The following is a 20628-nucleotide window of genomic DNA, read 5'->3' as shown; positions in this document are numbered from 1 at the left end:
CTATTTATAATACCATTTTTTCAATAGGACATACCAAAATACCTTCGGCTCCTGCCTTTTTCAACTCTGTAATTACTTCCCAAAATTTATCTTTGTTGATTACCGTATGGACGGAACTCCATCCCTCTTCTGCTAAAGGCAATACGGTCGGACTTCGCATGCCCGGCAAAAGCGCGATAATTGCATCTAGCTTGTCATTGGGTGCATTCAACAACACATATTTAGATTGTCTTGCCCTGAGTACAGACTGAATCCGAAATTGTAACTGCTCCAAAATAGGTATTCTTTCCGCCGAGATTTCCGGAGAGACTGCAAGTACGGCTTCACTGGTTAGCATCACTTCAACCTCTTTTAAGTTATTTTTGAAAAGCGTGCTGCCACTAGATACAATATCGCAAATGGCATCTGCCAGTCCTATGTTGGGAGCTATTTCCACCGAACCACTAATAATGTGAAGTTCCGCTGTGATTCCTTTGGCATCCAAATAGGCTTTTACCGTATTGGGATAGGAGGTTGCAATCTTTTTGCCTTGAAAATCGAGAACAGAATTATATGCTACGGCTTTAGGCACTGCAAGCGATACCTTGCATTTTGAGAACCCCAACTTTTCCGCAATTCGGATGTCGCCTCCTTTTTCAATTAATACATTTTCGCCGATAACAGCGATGTCTACCACACCATCTTTTAAATATTGCGGAATATCCCCATTGCGCAAATAAAAAACTTCCAAGGGAAAGTTTCGTGAAACTGCTTTAAGTTGATCTCGTCCGTTATCTATGGAAATTCCGCAATCCTTTAACAACTGCAGCGAATCTTCATGTAGCCTGCCTGCCTTTTGTATGGCGATTCTAATTTTTGTCATTTTTAATATATTAGCTTTTACGTGCTTTGATTAACTAAAAAACCCGTTTGATTCCTCAAACGGGTTTTAAATATGTTGTAACACTACAATACATTTTTACCTCGCCTGAGTGCAAGTATAAAAATGATGGTGTGTATTTTTTATTTTCATGATGGTGTAAAATTAAAATTTATTTTAATTCAAAAAAACTTTAATTCTATAATTTTTAATTATTTCCCAAAATTAAGGGCATCCCGCCATCGCCGCCGCCAATAACAACCACTTTAGAATTTGGAGATTCTGATAGTTTTAAGGTTGCATCTATACCCTTGTCTTTTAAAATCTGGTCGTTGAGCGATGCACTCAAAATTCTATTGGCATCGGCTTTTCCTTGTGCCTCAATCCGTACCTTTTCGGCTTCCTTTTCGGCGGTAACCAATCTAAATTCATACTCTAAAGATTCCTGTTCTTGGCGTAATTTCCGCTCAATGGCTTCTTTTATAGTAGGGGGCAAGGTTACATCGCGAACCAAAACTTCATTTAATTGAATATACTGACCGTCTACAATTTTCTTGGTTTCTTGGTAAATTTCATCTTGAATGGCATCACGCTTACTGGAATATAGTTGTTCCGGGGTGTAGCGACCTACAACGCTTCTTGCAGCCGAGCGAATGGTAGGCAACAAGACCCGTTGTACATATTCTTCTCCCTTTTCCTGATGCAGTTTTCCGAGGGTAGACCGTATTGGCTCGAACCAAATAGAAGCGTCCAATTTGATTTCAAGCCCGTTGGAAGACAACACCTGCATTTTTTCATATACTTCTTGTTGGCGAACCTCATAAATTGTAATATTGTTCCATGGTGCTACCAAGTGAAACCCTTCACCCAATGGAGGTTGATCGGTTACCACCCCGCCACCAAACGTTTTATATAGCACACCGGCTTGTCCGGAACCAATGGTAATGGCCGATTTTGAAATTAAAATAATGACAATAATCATAATAAATATTGCAGGTAATGCAACTTTGGGTAACTTATCCATTTGTTTCTATTTAAATTAATCCGTTATATTTTCTGATAAACCACTCCGAAGCAAAAGCAATCACTATGAGTGCTAAGAGCCATCGAAAATCGATCAAAGATACAACATTTTGTTCGCTTCTTTGTATAGGTGCCCATTGCGGATCTGTGATAAGACTTTGAAGTAATGTACTTCCTTCAGAAGAAAAATAAAGTTTTCCATTGCTGTTGTTAGCTAGGGTCTGCAATTTTTGATAATTAGCCGACAAAAATTGTTTTTCAATATCAAAATCTTGTATTATAAAACTCCCGGACTTCGACATATTGGTTTCGGAAACCGTGGCGACAAATTCGTAACTTCCCGCTGGAAGGTTGCTTAAATCGGCTTCGTAATAATTTCCCTTTAAAAGCAAAGGTATCTCCATAGACGAGCCTGTATCTTTGTGTACTACTTTTATGGTTATGTTTACGGTAGTATCAAAAATATAAGTTTCATCAAAATACGTCGCTTTTAGTACAGCTTCACTACTGCGCTGATAAATAGGACTATATTCCAAATTAAAGCGGTTTTTCGTCGGCGTCATGCTTAAATTCAGCATGATTTTCCCAATAAAATCATCAAAATTTTTAAAATGCTGATCATTCCTATAGCTTTGCATCCGCCATTTCCAAATATTCTCACCAAAGAGTACTGCATTTCGGACAGGATCTTCCGTAATTATAGAAAGTAAAGGAGTGTTTAGGTCTACTCCCTTGATACGTTGCGTTAAAATCGCATCATTTTTCCCGGTAAGCACTATTTCGCCCAGAATGCCTTCCAAGGGCGGAAATCCATCTAAAGAAAAATCGGAGACATCAAAATAACTAAAGGCAGCATTTTTTACGGCACTTACCTCTTCTTTTTGTCCATAACTCTCTACCGTAAAACCCGTTTGTATTGCGTTCAAAAAATTCCAGTCTGTTTTGGTTCCTGTAATCGTGAATGCATTGGCCTTTTTTTTCGCCATAAAATCATAAATAGGTGCAAATGCAGCATTGGGCTGGTACAACAGGAACACATCTGCATCTTCGATCTCGGCTAAGGCTACTGACGGTTTCACAAGGGTTACCGTTCGCTGTTCGTTGCTTTCTATGGACTTCTTAAGGGCTCCCACATCAGGATGCATTACCTCGGAGACCAACGCAATTTTCGTTTTTTCATCAATCACCTCTACGGCCAACTGCCGTTGGTTATTTTGCGTATTTTTTTCGTTGGCGAAAGGCTGTAGTTTAACGGTAATATTTTTAACACCGACGGTACTCGCATGTAACAAAGTTGTTAGGTACTGCGAATTTTGTGTCGCAGAAAAAGGCAATACCTTGGTAAACACTACTTTTCCGTCCATGATTATCGAGAGCTGAGCGTTTACCGCGCCGGTACCCTCGTATGAGGCAAAAATCTCAATGGGAAAGGAATTTTTTAAAAAGGCAAAACTATTGCTATTTATCCGATCTATTTTTAAGTCCTGATAGCGGGTAGTGTCTCCTACCGCGATGGGAAATATGGGATGTTTTATCTGATCAGCCAGAAACACATAATCATTTCCAATGGTTTGGTTACCATCGGTTATTAACAAAATGACGCTCGGGGTATTTCCGTAAATGGAAGCAACCGACGTCAGTGCTTTCGCAATATTGGAATTGGATTCGTCAAAGGTGAGGTTGGTATTGGTATTTAATCCGGTTCCGAAACTGTGTTTGCGTAGGTTAAACCTAGCTTCCAATTCCGTATTTTGATCAACTTGATCTATAAGGGAGGTAATCTCACTTGCGGCATCCAATTCGGTTATCGAGGCCGAATTATCTTGCAACACTATAAGATTGGGTTTTTCGGTAAATAAAGCCGTTTTGGTCAATTTTGGATTAATGAGAAGAAGTAATACCCCAAAAATCGCAACAAAGCGCAATCCCCTTAGGAACCAGTATAAGGTTCCTTTTTGCTGTTGCTTATGGCTATACTGAAACCAAACGACGGCTACGGAAACGACAAGGGCAAGTAAAATCAGAAAAAACGTTTCTATAGGCATCGATACAAGACTCTTTCATGGCCAAAGGGACACTGAATTTAGGTAAGCATTCCACCATCTACATTTAAAACCTGACCGGTTATATAGGCCGATAAGTCGGAAGCAAAAAACAAACAGGCATTGGCTACATCAGCAGGTGAACCACCTCGTTTTAAAGGAATACCATCGCGCCATCCTTGTACCGTTTTTTCGTCTAGTCTATCGGTCATTTCTGTTTCAATGAAACCGGGCGCAATGGCATTACACCGAATGTTTCGCGATCCCAATTCTAAAGCAACGGACTTTGTAAAACCTATCATTCCAGCTTTTGAAGCGGCATAATTGGTTTGGCCTGCATTACCCTTTACCCCTACCACACTACTCATATTTATGATAGACCCGCTTCGTTGTTTTAGAAAGGTTCTTTGAATGGCCTTCGTCATATTAAAAACAGATTTTAAATTGGTCTCTATCACCGTATCAAAATCGGCTTCTCCCATGCGCATTAATAAATTATCCTTTGTAATACCGGCATTGTTAATCAATACATCTACACCGCCAAAATCTTCCAAAACTTGCGTTACTAACTGTTCGGCCTCGGTGTAGCTTGCTGCATTGCTTTTATACGCTTTTGCCCTAACCCCTTTGGCCTTAAGTTCTTTTTCGAGCACTAGTGCCGGAGCTTCGCTTGCGCTGTAGGTAAAGGCCACATTAGCCCCATGATCGGCAAATACTTCTGCAATACCCCTACCAATTCCCCTGCTGGCACCCGTGATGATTACATTTTTTCCTTCTAACAATTTCATTATTTGCGCTTTTAGTACGATGTTTTCAAAGATCTAGTTTGAACTGGTAAATTACGAAAAAAATCCCGACGATTGCGGGATTTTTAACCTCAAAAGAAGGATTTTATCCTAGAACCTCTTTTACTTTTTTTCCAATTTCTGCGGGAGAATCTACTACGTGAATACCGCATTCTCGCATGATGCGTTTTTTGGCCTGAGCAGTATCATCACTACCACCCACAATAGCACCGGCATGACCCATAGTACGACCCGCCGGGGCAGTTTCGCCGGCGATAAACCCAATTATTGGTTTTTTACTGCCACTATTTTTATACCAGTTTGCGGCATCGGCCTCTAATTGTCCGCCTATTTCACCAATCATCACCACGCAATGCGTTTCGGGGTCATTGATTAATAATTCAACCGCTTCCTTGGTTGTCGTTCCAATAATTGGATCGCCACCAATACCTATTGCTGTGGTAATACCCAAGCCTTGACGTACCACTTGGTCTGCAGCTTCATAAGTTAAGGTGCCTGACTTAGACACAATACCCACATGACCTTTTTTAAATACAAATCCGGGCATAATGCCAACTTTGGCTTCCTCGGGCGTAATTACACCGGGGCAGTTGGGGCCTATCAGCCTACAATCCATATTTTTGATATAATCATATGCTTTTACCATGTCTGCAACAGGAATACCTTCTGTGATGGTAATAATCACCTTTATGCCCGCATTAGCCGCTTCCATAATGGCATCTGCCGCAAAAGCCGGCGGTACAAAGATAATTGACACATCGGCACCAGCCTTTTGTACTGCATCCTCCACGGTATTAAACACCGGTCTTCCCAAATGCTCTTGCCCCCCTTTACCCGGAGTAACCCCGCCTACTACATTGGTACCATAATCGATCATTTGTTCTGCATGAAAAGTGCCTTCACTTCCTGTAAACCCCTGAACTATAATTTTGGAATTTTTATTAACTAATACGCTCATAACTCTATTTGGTTCTTATTATATGCTTTAAATGGATCACAAAAATAGGGCATCAAAAAAGAATATCTATTATTCTTTCATTTTTTTTAAAATTTCAGGAATTCTTTTGATGTGCGCCATCTGCTTTAATTTTTCTCTAGCCTCTTCTGCCGGACTCCCAAAATAGGTTTTGCCTCCCTCTAAGGATTTTGCCACCCCGGTTTGGGCAAGTACTACCGCTTTTGCTCCTATAGTTGCGGCACTTGTGATACCTACTTGACCCCAAAGCGTAACTTCGTCTTCAATAACAACACAACCGGCAATACCTGTTTGTGCCGCAATGAGACATTTTTTACCAATAACGGTGTCATGCCCCACTTGCACTTGATTGTCTAGTTTTGTGCCTTCCTTAATTCTGGTGTCTCCCGTAACTCCTTTATCTATGGTACATAGAGCGCCAATGTCAACATGATCTTCGATAACCACCCTACCTCCAGAACGCAATTTATCGAATCCTTCCGGTCTTTTCTTATAGTAAAAGGCATCTGCGCCAAGCACTGCCCCTGCATGAATTGTTACATGATCTCCAATAATGCAATTGTCATAAATAGCCACATTGGCGTGTATAAGACAATGTGCTCCTATTTCCACATTATTTCCTATAAATACATTGGGCTGTATAATGGTGTTTTCTCCAATAATGGCCGAAGGTGCAATAGTATGGTGCGATTTTTCGAAAGGTCTGAAAAAATCCGTTAATATATTAAAATCACGAAAGGGATCGGTAGAAATTAATAGAGCCTTACCCTCTGGACAAGTGACATTTTTATTTATAAGCACCACACTTGCTTTGGAATGCAAGGCTTTGTCATAATATTTGGGATGATCTACAAAAACAATGTCACCCGGTTCTACCACATGAATTTCGTTCATCCCTAGTACAGGAAAATCGGCATCACCTACAAAATCTACCTTAAGTAGGTTTGCTATTTGTTTTAGACGGTATGGAACAGGAAATTTCATTTAATGATAATATTTAATATCCTATTTTTTTCGGTGGAACTATTCGATGATTTTAAAATAAGGCACCTTTTCTGCTATTGATTTTTAGTTTCTAAGAATTACACCTAGACGCTACCTTTTTTGAATGTTTTTTATAGCCCTGAATACATACAACGCAACCAATACATTTCAAAAAGGCATGCATAAAACCGTTTTCGTTGCCGTTATTTTACACGTTCTACATAGGATCCCTTTTCGGTATCAATTTTAATTTTATCGCCTTCATTTATAAAAAGAGGCACATTTACCTTAGCGCCTGTTTCTACTGTGGCGGGTTTGGTGGCATTGGTTGCTGTATTTCCTTTAACACCGGGTTCGGCGTGTATTACTTCTAAAACTACATTTGCCGGCATATCTACAGACAAAGGCATATTGTCTTCCGAATTGAATAAAATCGTAACCACTTCACCTTCCTTAAGTAATCCCGGGGCATCCAAAGCACTTTCTAAAAGACTAATTTGGTTATAGTCGTCCGTATTCATAAAATGGTACGTTTCTCCTTCAGCATACAAAAACTGATAGTTTCGTGTTTCTACCCGTACATCCTCAATCTTATGGCCACCAGAAAATGTATTATCTATAACCTTTCCTGTGGTAACGCTTTTCAATTTAGTACGTACGAAAGCGGGACCCTTGCCGGGCTTCACATGTAAAAATTCAATAATTTTAAAAATATCATTGTTGTACCTAATGCACAACCCTTTTCTAATATCGGATGTTGTTGCCATATATTGTGTTACGTTAAACTAAAATATCCTTTCATTATGCCGCGTTGCGAATCTCTGATAAACTGCAAAATTTCGTCCCTTTCCGGGGTAGCCTCCATTTCGGCTTCTATAATGCGAACGGCCTGCGAATTGTTATAATTTTTTTGATATAAGATGCGATAGATGTTTTGTATCTCCCGGATTTTATTAGAATCGAATCCCCTACGTCTAAGTCCAACCGAATTGATGCCTACATAAGATAATGGCTCGCGCGCTGCTTTTACATAGGGCGGTACGTCTTTACGGACTAAAGATCCGCCGGTTACGAAGGCGTGGTTTCCTATAGATACAAATTGGTGTACCGCAACTAAACCTGCCAGAATTACATTATCGCCTATGGTTACATGACCCGCCAAAGTAGAATTGTTAGAAAAAATACAATTGTTTCCAACGAAACAGTCATGTGCAATATGGCAATAAGCCATAATAAGGCAGTTGTTCCCAATGACGGTTTTTAGCCGATCCGAGGTTCCTTTGTGTATGGTTGCGCATTCTCTTACCGTAGTATTGTTTCCTATTACTACCGTGGTTTCTTCCCCGTTGTACTTAAGATCTTGGGGTGGTGCCGAAATAACTGCACCTGGAAAAATATTACAATTTTTGCCAATACGGGCACCTTCCATGATGGTCACATTTGATCCTATCCAGGTGCCTTCACCAATGATTACGTTATTGTGAATGGTGGTAAAGGGTTCTACTACTACGTTCTTCGCTATTTTTGCACCGGGGTGAATATAGGCTAGGGGTTGATTCATTTACTGCTTTTTTACAATTTGAGCCATCATTTCGGCCTCGCACACGAGTTTGGAATTGGCATAGGCATAGGCTTGCATGTGGCAAATTCCTCTTCGTATTGGCGAAATAAGGCTACAATGAAAAATAAGGGTATCGCCGGGCAACACTTTTTGTTTAAACTTTACATTGTCTATTTTCATAAACAAGGTAAGATAATTTTCAGGATCGGGCACGGTACTTAGCACCAGAATACCTCCAGTTTGCGCCATGGCCTCTACCTGAAGTACGCCGGGCATTACGGGGGCACCAGGGAAATGCCCAATAAAAAAGGGCTCGTTCATGGTAACGTTTTTCATACCAACCACATGACTGTCTGATAGCTCTAAGATTCGATCGATCAGTAAAAACGGAGGTCTGTGGGGCAACATCGCCATAATTTGATGGATGTCCATCAATGGGGTTTTGTTGAGATCGTACTGAGGTACACTATTCCTTTTTTCCAACTTTATTATTTTGGATAATTTTTTTGCAAATTGGGTATTTATATAGTGCCCGGGTTTATTGGCGATAATTTTACCTCTTACTCGGGTACCAATTAAGGCTAAATCGCCAATGACATCTAACAATTTATGGCGTGCCGCTTCGTTGGGTTGATGCAGCGTTAAATTATCTAATATACCATTTGGTTTTACGGATAATTTTTCCTTGTTAAAGGCTTTCTGCAATTTCTTCATCGTTGCCTCCGAAATCTCCTTATCTACATATACTATGGCATTATTAAGGTCGCCTCCCTTAATTAATCCATTTTCCAAAAGCATTTCTAATTCGTGCAAAAAACTAAAAGTTCGGGCATTCGCTATTTCCGATTTAAAGTCGGATAAGCGATCCAATGTAGCGTTTTGGGTGCCTAGCACTTTGGTGCCAAAGTCGACCATGGCGGTTATCTGGTAGTCATCGGAAGGAATAACCGTAATTTCACTCCCCGAATCTTCATCCTTATAGGTAATTACCTCTTTTACGATATATTCTTCGCGTTCTGCTTCTTGTTCTACGATCCCGGCAGCCTCCAATGCTTCTACAAAATATTTTGAGGATCCATCCATAATGGGAGGTTCCGGTGCATTTAGTTCAATAATCGCATTATCAATTTCCAAACCTACTAAGGCGGCAAGCACATGCTCTGAGGTCTGAATCTTTACCCCTCTTTTTTCTAGGTTGGTTCCTCTTTGGGTATTTACCACATAGTTGGCATCTGCCTCAATTATGGGCGATCCGTCGAGATCTACGCGCTTAAAAGCATACCCGTGATTAATGGGTGCCGGTACAAACCTTAAGGTTACATTTTCTCCGGTATGCAGCCCAACGCCTGTAAGCTCAACCTCTTTGGCAATGGTTCTTTGCTTGGTTGTATTTTTATTCCCCATTCCTATTTTTTTTCAAGTTTATCGATTCTTTCAACTACCCTCGGTAAATTTTTGAAATGCACATAGGATTTATTATAGTCGCCATAATTTAATGCTGGTGAACCCTGTAGCACTTCATCGTCCTTTACATTTCGGCCTATACCGGATTGGGCTTGTATCCGAACCCTATCGCCTATAACAATATGCCCTACAATACCTACCTGACCTCCAATAAGACAATGTTTACCAATTTTTGTAGATCCTGCAATCCCTGTTTGCGCAGCAATTACGGTGTGAGCACCTATTTCTACATTATGCGCCACTTGTATTTGGTTGTCTAGCTTTACACCCTTTCTCAGTATGGTTGCGCCTAAAGTAGCCCTGTCTATGGTAGTACCTGCTCCTATATCTACGTCATCTTCCAAAATTACCTTACCGGTTTGCGGTACTTTGGTGAATTCACCATTTTCGTTAGGACTAAATCCGAAACCGTCTGCTCCCAAAATTACCCCACTATGTATTACACAATTGTTCCCAATTTCCGTTTCGGAGTAAATTTTGGCTCCTGCAAAAACAGTAACGTTGTTTCCAATAGTTACATTATCACCAATATATACATTGGGATATATCTTTACGTTGTTGCCCAAATTAACATTGGCACCCACGTACGAAAATGCCCCTAAATAAAATTCAGAACCATAGGTTACGTTATCCGATACAAACACCGGATTTTCTATTCCCACCTTATTGTTTTTTACCTGATTGTAATACTCTAAAAGTTTAGAAAAGGATTTATAGGCGTCTTCCACTTTAATCAGTGTGGTGTTTATGAGCTGATCGGGAATAAAGTCTTTGTTCACTATGGTTATGGACGCCTTTGTCGTATAAATAAAAGAGGTGTACTTTGGATTGGCCAAAAACGTAAGCGATCCTGTTTCTCCTTCCTCTATTTTAGCAAGTTTATGAACGGCTACATCGGGATTTCCTTCGACCTCCCCTTCTAAGATGCCTGCAATTTGACTAGCGGTAAATTCCATGGTGACAAAAGTAAGAAAAATTGTTAAACTCCCTCCTTGGGAAAACACATATAATATTTTGTCACTTCCTTAGAGAGGGCTCTAATATTGACATGGTCGGAGGCTTTGGCTATATCCTGTAATTTTCCGTTTCTTTTAAGAATACGAATTGTTTGATAGTTGGGATTATATGCAGTGTTCGTCACCCTACCCGAAAACACAAAGTAGGCAGCCTCTTCGGAGGAAAGGTCATGCCGCTGTTGAAATGCCTTTTTACACTTTTCTACCTTTTCTGCACTAAAAGGTTGTGTTCGCATTTTTGTTTTAAGCAGCTCCCTATTTACCAACATAGTACATAGTTTAGACAACACAAAATCCGGATGGTATTGCCATGCTTTTAACGCACCCAAAATATCCACATCATCAAGTTGGGCAAAAAGCGCTAAGGTAGCGGCGTCCAAATGGTCTTTATTAATAGTGTTTTGCATAAAAAAAAGCAGTCCGCTACTCCCTTCAAGTGCCACGCCTTGCCCCATAAGGCTCTTGGCACGTTGTAAGGCGCGAATTAAAAGCTGTTCTGCCACAAGACCGGTTTTGTGAAGGTACACCTGCCAATACATAAATCGCCTTGCCATTAAAAATTTCTCAACAGAATAAATGCCCTTCTCTTCTACTACCAAATCGCCCTTAACTACGTGTAACATCGTAATTAGGCGTTCGGCATTAATATTTCCCTCGGCTACACCGGTATAAAAACTGTCTCTTTTAAGATAGTCTAACCGATCCATATCTAGTTGGCTGGACACCAACTGATTTAAAAATTTCTTTGGATGCACTCCTTTAAAAATGTCGAGCGCAAGCGTTAAACTCCCGTTAAACTTCTGGTTCAATAGTTGCATAAACAGCAATGAAATGTGTTCGTGACTCACATTGGTCACAATACTATTTTCCATGGCATGCGAAAAGGGCCCATGCCCCATATCGTGCAATAAAATGGCACATAAAAGCCCCTCTTCTTCAGCTTCAGATATTTCAACTCCTTTAAAACGAAGTACTTGAATGGCCTGTTGCATTAAATGCATACTACCCAAAGCGTGATGAAAACGGGTATGATGCGCTCCGGGATATACCAAATAAGAAAGTCCCATTTGCGAAATGCGGCGCAGTCTTTGAAAATAAGGTTGGGCAATCAGGTTAAAAATGAGTGTACTTGGTATGGTAATAAATCCGTAAATTGGGTCATTAAAAATTTTAAGTTTGTTCGATTTTGTCAAAATAAATGTTTTTACAATCAAAAAACCAAAGTTAGGCAATTGCGTTGAGATCGGGAATGGGAAATGCGCGCCATATCTTCGATTATTTTTGCCACATACTACATCCTATTAATTGCTGCAAAATACCTATTTAGAATGAGTAGAATAACCATACTGTGGGCCGATGACGAAATTGATTTATTGAAGCCACACATCTTTTTTTTGGAGAATAAAAATTATCGAGTAATTACCTGTAAAAGCGGACGAGAAGCACTAGAGGAAATAGAAAGACAAAGGATAGACATTGTGTTTTTAGATGAAAATATGCCCGGTATTTCCGGCTTAGAAACGTTGACTGAAATTAAGAACATAGACAATTCCATTCCTGTGGTAATGATCACGAAAAGTGAGGAAGAGATGATTATGGAAGAAGCCATTGGTTCTAAAATCGCCGATTACCTTATCAAACCCGTGAATCCCAATCAAATTTTGCTGTCCCTAAAAAAAAGCCTGGATCATTCGCGTTTGGTATCAGAAAAAACAACATCTAATTATCAGCAAGAATTCCGGAAAATAGCCATGGAACTGGCTGTGGTAAACAGCCACGAAGAATGGGCAGATCTTTATAAGAAATTGATTTCATGGGAATTGCGCTTGGAAGAAATTGAGGATTCTAATATGTTTGAAATATTGGAATCGCAGAAAACAGAAGCCAATCAACAATTTGGGAAATTTATCGAAAAAAACTATGCCGATTGGTTTTCCGAAAATGATGCCCCGGTGATGTCGCATACCCTTTTTAAGGAATACATTATACCCGAGTTGCCTCAAAAAAAAACCTTATTGATTGTCATCGATAATTTGCGATACGATCAGTGGCTTGGCATTGAGGATAGTTTTGCGGCCTACTATAAAAAAATAAAGGAGCGCTCTTATTACAGCATATTACCCACCGCTACCCAATATGCCCGTAATGCTATATTTGCTGGATTAATGCCAGCCGATATGGAAAAAAAATACCCGAAATGGTGGAAAAACGATACGGAAGATGGCGGTAAAAATTTGTTTGAAGCCGAATTTTTGGGGGAACAATTAAAACGTTTAGGCAAAGATGTACGATGGGAATACCATAAAATTAGTAGCCTGAAACAAGGTAAGCAGTTGTCACAAACTTTTAAATCGCAAAAAGACAACGACCTCACTGTGATTGTCTATAATTTTGTAGATATGCTTTCGCATGCAAAGACCGAAATGGAGGTGATTAAAGAATTGGCTGCCAACGACAAAGCCTATAGATCTTTAACCAAAAGTTGGTTTAAGAATTCGCCTTTATTAGAGATTATTCAACAGGCACAAACCATGGGATTACAAATTATTCTTACCACCGATCATGGCACTATAAATGCTAAACAGCCTTCTAAAGTGGTAGGCGATAAAGAGACCAGTCTAAACCTAAGGTATAAAACCGGCAGAAGTTTAACCTACGACACCAAAGATGTGTACGAAGCAAAAGATCCAAAAAAGATACATTTACCCAACATTAACGTAAGCAGTTCTTTTATTTTTGCCAAGAATGACCTGTTTTTTGCATACCCCAATAACTACAACCATTATGTAAGTTATTACCGAAATACGTACCAGCACGGTGGCGTTTCTTTGGAAGAGATGATTGTACCTTTTGTAGTTTTGGAGCCGAAGTAAATCCAAAATATAAATTAACAAAAACAACCTTTTCCTTAAACCATGAATTACAAGATTGAAATTTCCTTGTTTTTTATACCTTTGAGCCCTCTGTAAACAGCCAAGAATATAATGTTTTCTTAATGCCTACCCTAACTTATACGGAAAAAGACCTTCCCAAGGTTGTAACAGAACTTATTGCTCGTGTACCCAGCAAAGTTTTGGCTTTTCATGGTGCCATGGGAGCTGGGAAAACCACCTTGATAAAAGCGTTGGTAAAAGAACTCGGTGGAGCCGGTAATGCCAACAGTCCCACCTTTGGATTGGTTAATGAGTATCATTGTACAGACGGTACGTTGTTGGGCTATCATTTTGACTTTTACCGTTTAAAGAATGAAATGGAGGCGCTAGATATGGGTCTGGAAGAGTATTTGGACCAAAAGGCGTGGGTTTTTATGGAGTGGCCAGAGAAAATTGCTTCTCTGTTACCTGTTGAAACAACATCGATTTATATTGAAATAATCGACCCTAAGTTGCGGACGATCTCTTGGTGACACGGAACGCCATCTAACACCTTTTTTGTAACAACCTCAACGGCATGATCTAAACCCCTATTCTTAAAATAGCACCGAAGCTTCCATAAAAGAATTAAACCTACATTCTGTATCTTTACGGAATGATCTTCAATACACTATGAAACAAAAATCCATTACCCTTTTTTACGTCGCACTTTTGATGCTTGCCATAATCGGTTGTTCTGGTGGACAAAAAGTACAGAACCCTCATTTTGAAAGCAATTTTACAGCGGCGCAAATGGAGATGATTATGGCCGGAGACAGTAGTCAGCCTATGCGGGTTTTCAAAATAAACAAAGCATCAGATTCTATTTTATTACGTACTAAAAGTGAACCGGTAATCGTGAATCCTAAGGATCCTGTACTGACCCATTTTATTAAACGTCTGTTTGCCACCGTAAGAGACAGTATGTCACTGGGGGTGGGTATTGCTGCGCCTCAAGTAGGCATTTTAAAAAATATTATTTGGGTGCAACGATTTGATAAGGAACATATGCCTTTTGAAGTGTACCTAAACCCTAAAATAGTTCAGTATTCTAAAATGACACAAGATTGTCTAGAAGGTTGTCTTTCTATCCCGGATCGTAGGGATACCACTAAAACACGTGCGTATGCCCTATTGCTAGAATACGATACCCTTGAAAATACGCAGGTTACCGAAATGGTAGAAGCCTTTACCGCGGTCATTTTTCAGCACGAAATAGACCATCTCAACGGCATACTTTATTTGGATCATTTAGAAAAAGAAGTGAAAGGTAGTGCACACCAATAACGTTTCATTGCGGTTTGGTTTTATTGGCAACAGTATACCCATCGCCTTCATTTTTCCTGCTTTCTTAACCATAGTGAGATGCTAAAAAAAATATTAAAAATTGCTTTGGGATTGATTGTTTTGGTCATCGCAATCTTTGGAATCCTTTACTTCATGTATAACGAACCATTGCCCAAGGGCACTTCCGGAGCCGAAGCCGATCAATTAGCTTACAAAATGCTAGAGGCCATTAATTATAGTGCTTACGAGAAGACTCAATTTTTGGAATGGACTTTTGCCGGCGGAAAACACAGGTATTTTTGGGATAAAAAAAATAGTACAGTTAGGGTTGCATGGGACACTTATGTGGTAGACTTACATCTACAAAACCACGCAAAAAGTACCGTGCTTAAAAACAAGCACCCGGTTTCTGGAAGTGAAAAAGCCAAGCGCATCGCTACTGCGATTTCTTATTTTAACAATGACTCTTTTTGGCTGGTAGCTCCCTTTAAGGTTTTTGATGCCGGCACCGAACGCCGTAGTGTGCACATGCCAGATGGCACACTAGGTTTATTGGTTACCTACACCACAGGTGGCAGTACCCCGGGAGATTCCTATCTTTGGAAATTAAATGAAAATGGTTTTCCGGAAAGTTTTAAAATGTGGGTAAACATAATTCCTATTGGTGGTTTAAAGGCCACTTGGGACGATTGGAGAATTTTGGAAAGTGGTGCCTTTTTGCCAAGTTCGCACCAACTTGGTCCTATAACCTTGGACATGGGGAATGTTAAAGCCTATACGCCATGAACCTTAAAAGATTAACCTCCGAAGACTATACGCCTGCACTGCGCAATGAAATTATTGGGCTTTTTCAACAACTTAACCCCAATATAGCGACAATACCTCTTGAAGCGATTTTAAAAAAAGACAATAGCATTATTCTGGTGGTGTGCGAGTTCAATGGCACCCTTGTAGGGATGGCCTCTGTGGCCACCTACCGCGTTATTTCGGGTCATAAAGGAATGATAGAAGATGTGGTGGTGGATAAAAATCATAGAGGACGAGGCATTGGGCGTGCCCTGATGCAAAAGGTAGTGGAAGAAGCCCTAAATCTTAAGGTAACATCCCTTTTACTATATACCGGTCACCACCGTATCGCTGCCATTGCACTCTATCAAAAGCTGGGTTTCGTATTAAAAAATAGTGGGTTATATACCCTGGATCTCAACTCGAAGCCTGTTGTTTAAATTGGCGTTTTAGTTCGTCCATCGATTCTTGTAGCTGCCGTAATAAACCGGTTTCGGTAGTGGCATCTACGGCAAAGGTGATCTTACTGGTTACTAGCCATATTTCTTGAATCTGAAAGGGTTTTATTTCATAGGGTGGATAGGTCTCATTTAAGGAAATTAACGTAACATTATTGCTGTTTGGTTTTTTGATCACCTTTTTTACCAATACGGCATCCTGTAGTACCACCACGTACATTTTGTTGGGATTTACGTCATCGATATGCTCAATGGCGCGGGCCAACACCCATTCTCCCGGCCTTAGATTGGGCAACATGCTATCGCCTTCCACTTGGAAACCCCTGTAGGTAGCGTTCCGAAACTCGGGCAAGGGCAGATCGAAAGCGGGCAATTGTCGGTACCATGACGTATCCTGAATATTTTGCGGATACCCGGCAGCAGCCTTGGCATTGACCAGCACCATATTGTCATTTTCCTCAGAATCTACGGTAACTACTTTGGGCATGACACTGGTATTCGACGTTTCCAGATACTGTTGTTGGCTCTCGCCAAATAGCCAAAGGGGATTGATTTTAAACTGTTTTAAGAGTTCTGCCACCACTTTTCCGGAGAGTTTGGTGCGGCCCCGTTCTATATCCGCCGTGGTATTAGAAACGCCCAAGAGTTCGGCAAACTCCGCCTGAGTGTAGCCCAGATGCCTGCGAATTTCTGTAAATCGTTTTAAGGTGAGTTCGTTTTCCATGATCGTTTTTTATAGATGTCTCTTTTGTGCTATGTTCGTTAATTTTTGGCCTTTGGCCAATTTCCTCAGGGTGCTGGCAATTCGGTTTACTTTTGTGGTATCGGTCTTGGCGGCATAAATCCAGTCGATGAACGCTTTTTGTTCCCCGTTGGTGCGGCCCAAAAACGTTTCAAGGGCGTTAGGTTCCTCCAACAAGCAAAGTCGCAACGCTTCCGGTATTTCGGTCGGTTCGTTATCGGCATATAAGGTAACGTGCACATAATCGCCCGCCTGTTTTCTTAGTTTCTTTCGGATGTCGGCCTTTACGGGTAAAAACAGTTTTCCGTTCCCCATGGGCATCAGATGGTAATTTTTAATTTCAAAATCGTCTATGGTTCCCCGAACCCGTACCCAGCCAAAAGGGGCATTTTTGTCCGGCAAAATTTCGGGGATTTGGGCATACGTCCACCCTCCTTTTCCGGGAAACTTTTCAAGCCTGTATTCCATATCTACCAAAACCGTTGCCAAGTACCCTTATTTTGTTTTGCTCTTTGTTACCTCAACCCAATGCCTATATATCGGAATAAACCTCTCAATACCTCGACAAGCTCGGTACAAGCGGCGAGGTAAATAGGAAACCCTGACACCGAGAAATTAGGAAATCTTTACATTAAGATTCAGACAACGCTAGGCAATCCTAAATTGGTTATATTTTATACACCTTATTTGATATATCTATCATTATACGTTCAACGGTATCGTTAACTTCTTCTTTTATTTGAAATTCAAGGCGGTCTAATGCAATAGCAGATTTTCCTTTTCGCAACTCTGCGTATAATAATCCTTCGAGATAGTCAAATTCATTGGCACCAACACCAAAATAATCAAAGATTAATGCGTCATGTTTATCGAAATCACATATCAACGCCATAGCTTTTCTTTTACCAATAAGTAGATTCTTTACTTTTTCTTCAAGATATAATTCTAAATATTCGCTAATACGCTTAGCTTTTTTTATATCATTATTTAACTGCTTATTTAAATATTCTTCAACGGTCAAGGATCTTAAAAATCTTCGAATTCCTCTTTCAGAATATTCCTTTGTCCATTTAAGCTTGAGTCCTTTTCTTTCAAAATATTTTAATAAATCGAAACGAAATCTATGAACTAAATCATTTCCTATAGAATCATTGTTAGGTAAACAAATTCTTATTAGTTTTCCCGACTTCAAATCAAATTCTGGAATAATAATTCCATTTAATTCAAATTCTGGACTATGAAGGATATGGTTTTTCATTATGCTGACTTCTTGTTCTTATTTTATAAAACCTATTTTACTTCAAAGACACAACTAAATAACATAATGACCAATAGTTATGTTTTTACGTCATTTCGTTGTCGTCATTTCGTTTCTTTTGCTTGTACCAAAGTCTTACACACCACAAACTAAAAACATTCTCCTCCGGAAATTACCTTTTTAATTTCCTCAAACATACACCATTTTGGATTTATTCCAAAATAATTTACGGAATATTTCCATATTCAGGAAATAATCCCTAAATTAATGCTGCATAAAGCCTCGCTCCTTAAGAAAACCGCAGCAACATTGGTCTGTGACCTGCAATTGCAAGGTGAATTGTAGCCAAATGGTATTTTATTTATACAATGGGTTGCGATCGGTATTTGTTGGGTAAGGATGAAGATAAATACCCTAACGATTTAGCTTTGTAAGTGCCTCAATTGAAAAAGATCGACCAAGACGTTATCTACCTTTTTTAGTTCTTCGTCGGAAAGTTCACCAAGCTTACCTAAAACCAAATCCTTGTCAATGGTAGCCAATTTAAAGAGTCGTATTAAAGAAGTCTTTTTGAGCCCATTAGTTTGCATTGGTTCTATTTTAACATCAAAATCTTCTTGCCACTTTAATTGAGTAGTCATAAAAGAAACTGTTACATCCGCTTCCCCCACAGCGAGAATTAGGGCCGGTCTATTCTTTAATCCAGAAAGATCTGTAAATGGAAATGGTATTAAAACGATATCACCCTTTTTCACTTATAGCGTTCTTTTAAATCTTCTATGGAATAAAGATTATCATCAGCCTCTAAGAAGTCGAATGATTTTGAATCTGACACCAACTTTTGAATCCCCTCCGTAAGTATTTTATTCTCAATGCTATGCAATAGGTATTCGGCAAAGTCAGAAACTTCCTTTAAATTTTGATCAGGAAGTTTAGCCAAGCTATCTAAGGTTTTCTTTATCAAAGCTTCTCGTGTCATTGGTTTCATTTTATTCCAAATTTACACAATTATTTTCTAGTTTCAGATGCTTTCGCAGCCAAGTCACAGCGCACAAAATGCCATATCCCCAAATAGCAGACCATTCCACATTAAAGTTAGACCGTCTTTCCAATACTCTATTAAATTTGGATTTATTCCAAAATAATTTACGGAATATTTCCATATATAGGAATTATTCCATATTTTTGGATTAATTACAAAACATCGCGCTATGGATACTTCAACCACATTAGTTTACGACGGTTCTTTTAACGGCTTTCTAAGCTGTATTTATACCGCCTTTGAGCGTAAAAACAAGCTTACTTCCATTACAAAGTCCGATAGGGGTACTCAAGACTTATTTGGCAAGGAACATTATGTAGCTACGGACATTGTTTTGGCAAAATTAGTATGGAACGGTATCAGTCAAAAAAAACCTGCAGCCATAAAAACAATCTACTTTGCCTTTCTAAGTGAATCGGAAGGGGTAGAAATGCTTATTTACGCCTATATCCGTCATATAATGAATGTAGCCCGTCCGGATGAATTTGTTGTGTTGCATCAAATAGAGCTCACACTTAGTCAATTAGAGGAAAAAGTAGCTAAGGAAAAACGAAGAATGGAGGCTTTTGTAAGCTTTCAACTTCGGGAAGATCAGGTTTATGTGGCAGAAGTGAAACCCAAATACAATGTAGTGCCTTTATTATCGAAGCATATCAAAACCCTGTTTAAAGCCAAAGATTGGCGCATCTACGACGCTAAACGCAATATTGGGATTGCATGTACCCAAGGCCAACTGGAATTTACTTCAGGTCATGAAAAAATGAGTGAAGCCGTATAGGAATAACAAAGGCCTATTTGGTTTTTTCGCCCACAAAATGGTCGCTTTGGTTTTTAAAGAGTACGTTAAAGGTAGTAAGGCTCCCATAAATGCGGGTAATGTATTGCTGCAATTCTATTTTGTCTTGATCGTCTAAAGCCGAACTTGAATTTATTTTTTGCTCCATAACACGTATACGATCACGTACCATTACAATTTTATGAAAAAAGGTATCTATGGGTATTTCTTTATCTGTAAGGTTCGCATTCCCCGGTTTTAGCACCAAACTTCCTCCTTTCCATTTATCGGCAATAGGGGTAACTTGGGAAGTATCACTCCACCGGCGCAAAATGGAGATAAGTGATTGTTCTACTTCTGAAAAACTTATGGTATCTACTTCATCTTCCAACACTTCTATAACCTCAAAATCGGCATCAATAGGAATCGTTTCTAAACCATGCGTAATAAAAGTAACCCAATAATGTTTAGAGGTTACATTGGTGACTACTCCCTTGCCATATTCTTTATGATCTATCCGAGATCCTATCCCTAAAAGTTGCATTTTCTTAAATTTGAATTCAGCGCACTAAGGTAAGTGTTATGATGCCAATTAACAAAAATCTAAGTTAAGCAAGCGTCATTTTTAATGTCAAAA

23 protein-coding genes are annotated in these 20628 nt (G+C 39.6%); 6 read left to right on the top strand and 17 right to left on the bottom strand.

What is annotated here, in order from left to right; all coding sequences use genetic code 11:
* Positions 1-4 precede the first annotated feature (4 nt).
* From hisG to U1E44_RS04220, 11 genes are all read right to left on the bottom strand, one after another.
* Positions 5-862 carry an ATP phosphoribosyltransferase gene (gene hisG / locus U1E44_RS04270; protein WP_322929812.1) on the bottom strand — a complete coding sequence of 286 codons (858 nt, stop codon included), beginning with the start codon at positions 860-862 and terminating at the stop codon, positions 5-7.
* 205 nt (positions 863-1067) lie between these two features.
* Complete coding sequence (locus U1E44_RS04265; protein WP_322929811.1) at positions 1068-1883, bottom strand: prohibitin family protein; 816 nt, start codon at positions 1881-1883, stop codon at positions 1068-1070.
* Positions 1884-1893: 10 nt separating this feature from the next.
* Complete coding sequence (locus tag U1E44_RS04260; RefSeq protein ID WP_322929810.1) at positions 1894-3927, bottom strand: vWA domain-containing protein; 2034 nt, start codon at positions 3925-3927, stop codon at positions 1894-1896.
* A 38-nt stretch (positions 3928-3965) separates the two neighbouring features.
* Entirely contained in the window at positions 3966-4712 is a 747-nt protein-coding gene (gene fabG, locus U1E44_RS04255) for a 3-oxoacyl-[acyl-carrier-protein] reductase (RefSeq protein ID WP_322929809.1), read from the bottom strand.
* A gap of 103 nt (positions 4713-4815) precedes the next feature.
* The gene (gene sucD / locus U1E44_RS04250; RefSeq protein ID WP_322929808.1) at positions 4816-5688 is read right to left on the bottom strand and encodes a succinate--CoA ligase subunit alpha; all 873 of its coding nucleotides are present in this window, start codon (positions 5686-5688) and stop codon (positions 4816-4818) included.
* Between the two features lie 69 nt (positions 5689-5757).
* Positions 5758-6690 (bottom strand): UDP-3-O-(3-hydroxymyristoyl)glucosamine N-acyltransferase, encoded by a 933-nt coding sequence (locus U1E44_RS04245; protein ID WP_322929807.1) that lies wholly within the window; start codon positions 6688-6690, stop codon positions 5758-5760.
* Between the two features lie 203 nt (positions 6691-6893).
* The gene (gene efp, locus U1E44_RS04240; RefSeq protein WP_322929806.1) at positions 6894-7457 is read right to left on the bottom strand and encodes an elongation factor P; all 564 of its coding nucleotides are present in this window, start codon (positions 7455-7457) and stop codon (positions 6894-6896) included.
* 8 nt (positions 7458-7465) lie between these two features.
* Positions 7466-8251, bottom strand: coding sequence for an acyl-ACP--UDP-N-acetylglucosamine O-acyltransferase (gene lpxA / locus U1E44_RS04235; RefSeq protein WP_322929805.1), 786 nt, complete (start codon positions 8249-8251; stop codon positions 7466-7468).
* Positions 8252-9655 (bottom strand): bifunctional UDP-3-O-[3-hydroxymyristoyl] N-acetylglucosamine deacetylase/3-hydroxyacyl-ACP dehydratase, encoded by a 1404-nt coding sequence (locus U1E44_RS04230; RefSeq protein WP_322929804.1) that lies wholly within the window; start codon positions 9653-9655, stop codon positions 8252-8254.
* A gap of 2 nt (positions 9656-9657) precedes the next feature.
* Positions 9658-10671, bottom strand: coding sequence for a UDP-3-O-(3-hydroxymyristoyl)glucosamine N-acyltransferase (gene lpxD, locus U1E44_RS04225; protein WP_322929803.1), 1014 nt, complete (start codon positions 10669-10671; stop codon positions 9658-9660).
* A gap of 23 nt (positions 10672-10694) precedes the next feature.
* Positions 10695-11924: an HD domain-containing protein gene (locus U1E44_RS04220; RefSeq protein ID WP_322929802.1), complete on the bottom strand. Its 1230-nt coding sequence runs from the start codon at positions 11922-11924 to the stop codon at positions 10695-10697.
* A gap of 135 nt (positions 11925-12059) precedes the next feature.
* Between U1E44_RS04220 and porX the strand changes: the two genes are divergently transcribed.
* From porX to U1E44_RS04195, 5 genes are all read left to right on the top strand, one after another.
* On the top strand, positions 12060-13604 hold the full coding sequence (gene porX, locus U1E44_RS04215; protein WP_322929801.1) for a T9SS response regulator signal transducer PorX: 1545 nt from the start codon (positions 12060-12062) through the stop codon (positions 13602-13604).
* 122 nt (positions 13605-13726) lie between these two features.
* Positions 13727-14137: a tRNA (adenosine(37)-N6)-threonylcarbamoyltransferase complex ATPase subunit type 1 TsaE gene (gene tsaE, locus U1E44_RS04210; protein ID WP_322929800.1), complete on the top strand. Its 411-nt coding sequence runs from the start codon at positions 13727-13729 to the stop codon at positions 14135-14137.
* A gap of 139 nt (positions 14138-14276) precedes the next feature.
* A complete protein-coding gene (locus tag U1E44_RS04205; protein WP_322929799.1) occupies positions 14277-14930 on the top strand; it encodes a peptide deformylase in 654 nt (217 codons plus the stop codon).
* 78 nt (positions 14931-15008) lie between these two features.
* Entirely contained in the window at positions 15009-15716 is a 708-nt protein-coding gene (locus tag U1E44_RS04200; protein WP_322929798.1) for a hypothetical protein, read from the top strand.
* The gene (locus tag U1E44_RS04195) at positions 15713-16156 is read left to right on the top strand and encodes a GNAT family N-acetyltransferase (protein ID WP_322929797.1); all 444 of its coding nucleotides are present in this window, start codon (positions 15713-15715) and stop codon (positions 16154-16156) included. The genes U1E44_RS04200 and U1E44_RS04195 overlap by 4 nt, the downstream gene beginning before the upstream one ends.
* Here the strand turns inward: U1E44_RS04195 and U1E44_RS04190 are convergent.
* The 5 genes from U1E44_RS04190 to U1E44_RS04170 form a co-directional block, all read right to left on the bottom strand.
* The gene (locus U1E44_RS04190) at positions 16134-16898 is read right to left on the bottom strand and encodes an XRE family transcriptional regulator (RefSeq protein WP_322929796.1); all 765 of its coding nucleotides are present in this window, start codon (positions 16896-16898) and stop codon (positions 16134-16136) included. The genes U1E44_RS04195 and U1E44_RS04190 overlap by 23 nt on opposite strands.
* A gap of 9 nt (positions 16899-16907) precedes the next feature.
* Complete coding sequence (locus U1E44_RS04185; protein ID WP_322929795.1) at positions 16908-17405, bottom strand: YdeI/OmpD-associated family protein; 498 nt, start codon at positions 17403-17405, stop codon at positions 16908-16910.
* 178 nt (positions 17406-17583) lie between these two features.
* Complete coding sequence (locus tag U1E44_RS04180; RefSeq protein WP_322929794.1) at positions 17584-18174, bottom strand: hypothetical protein; 591 nt, start codon at positions 18172-18174, stop codon at positions 17584-17586.
* A gap of 422 nt (positions 18175-18596) precedes the next feature.
* A complete protein-coding gene (locus tag U1E44_RS04175; protein ID WP_322929793.1) occupies positions 18597-18929 on the bottom strand; it encodes a type II toxin-antitoxin system PemK/MazF family toxin in 333 nt (110 codons plus the stop codon).
* Positions 18926-19153: a hypothetical protein gene (locus U1E44_RS04170; protein ID WP_322929792.1), complete on the bottom strand. Its 228-nt coding sequence runs from the start codon at positions 19151-19153 to the stop codon at positions 18926-18928. The genes U1E44_RS04175 and U1E44_RS04170 overlap by 4 nt, the downstream gene beginning before the upstream one ends.
* A 232-nt stretch (positions 19154-19385) precedes the next feature.
* Here U1E44_RS04170 and U1E44_RS04165 point away from each other — a divergent pair, with 232 nt between their 5' ends.
* Positions 19386-19994: a TIGR03915 family putative DNA repair protein gene (locus U1E44_RS04165; RefSeq protein WP_322929791.1), complete on the top strand. Its 609-nt coding sequence runs from the start codon at positions 19386-19388 to the stop codon at positions 19992-19994.
* Positions 19995-20007: 13 nt separating this feature from the next.
* Here the strand turns inward: U1E44_RS04165 and U1E44_RS04160 are convergent, their stop codons facing one another.
* On the bottom strand, positions 20008-20535 hold the full coding sequence (locus U1E44_RS04160; protein ID WP_322929790.1) for a hypothetical protein: 528 nt from the start codon (positions 20533-20535) through the stop codon (positions 20008-20010).
* Positions 20536-20628: the final 93 nt, after the last annotated feature.

Origin of the sequence: Aurantibrevibacter litoralis (genome assembly GCF_034651555.1) — a bacterium.
Lineage (GTDB): Bacteria > Bacteroidota > Bacteroidia > Flavobacteriales > Flavobacteriaceae > Aurantibrevibacter > Aurantibrevibacter litoralis.
This window is presented reverse-complemented; position numbering and strand designations above follow the sequence as displayed.